At 57.7% G+C, this 581-nt stretch carries 2 protein-coding genes (1 of these 2 only partly in view); both read right to left on the minus strand.

What is annotated here, in order from left to right; genetic code table 11:
* Positions 1-563 (minus strand): U32 family peptidase (locus tag B3F49_RS05150; protein WP_293909464.1); only part of this gene is annotated, 563 nt, incomplete at its 3' end.
* Positions 560-581, minus strand: the final stretch of a protein-coding gene (locus tag B3F49_RS05155; protein ID WP_422663646.1) for a peptidase U32 family protein. 404 nt of this gene lie beyond the right edge of the window; only the last 22 of its 426 coding nucleotides appear in the window; its start codon lies off the right edge, out of view; the stop codon is at positions 560-562. The genes B3F49_RS05155 and B3F49_RS05150, both read right to left, overlap by 4 nt.

Genomic DNA, 581 nt, shown 5'->3' on the forward strand with positions numbered 1-581 from the left:
TCGTGCCGGCTGATGACCATCAGATGCTCACCAGCGCTTGGAAGGACGGAAGCATCGGGGAGATTGATCTCCACCGTTTGTCCTGCATAGGCCTCGGTGATGCTTTTCCCTCTTTGGTCCAGCAACTGTGAGAGCCCGAACTTGACCGTTTCCACCGGCTCTCTTTTCCCTTGTATGAAGTACATGAGGCCGTCGCGGAGGCTGAGTCTGCGTTCAAGCCGGACCATGGCCCTGCCTTCCTTGACCAAAAGGATGGTGCCGGCCTTCAAGCCGCGGTGGGAGGGAAAACTGGTGCTTCCCAATGTGGGAGCGCGTCTGATCGAGAAGTCCTGCCTGGTTCTCCCATACCCGGCAAGCCAGCCGGCGGTCTGCCTTCGGGAGAAGACGATGCTCAAAGCCTCGTCCAGCTCTTTGGTATCACTGTTTCCGTCAAGGATCGCACGGTAGTAACGCCCTGCAAGGGATGTGTAGGCGGGGCTTTTCATTCTCCCTTCAACCTTGAGGCTCTCGATGCCGAGCTCTTGCAACTGTGCCGCAACCAATCCCGCCTTCAGGTCGCTCATCGAGAAAAACCATCCGTC

This window comes from Sphaerochaeta sp. UBA5836, assembly GCF_002432845.1.
GTDB lineage: Bacteria > Spirochaetota > Spirochaetia > Sphaerochaetales > Sphaerochaetaceae > Sphaerochaeta.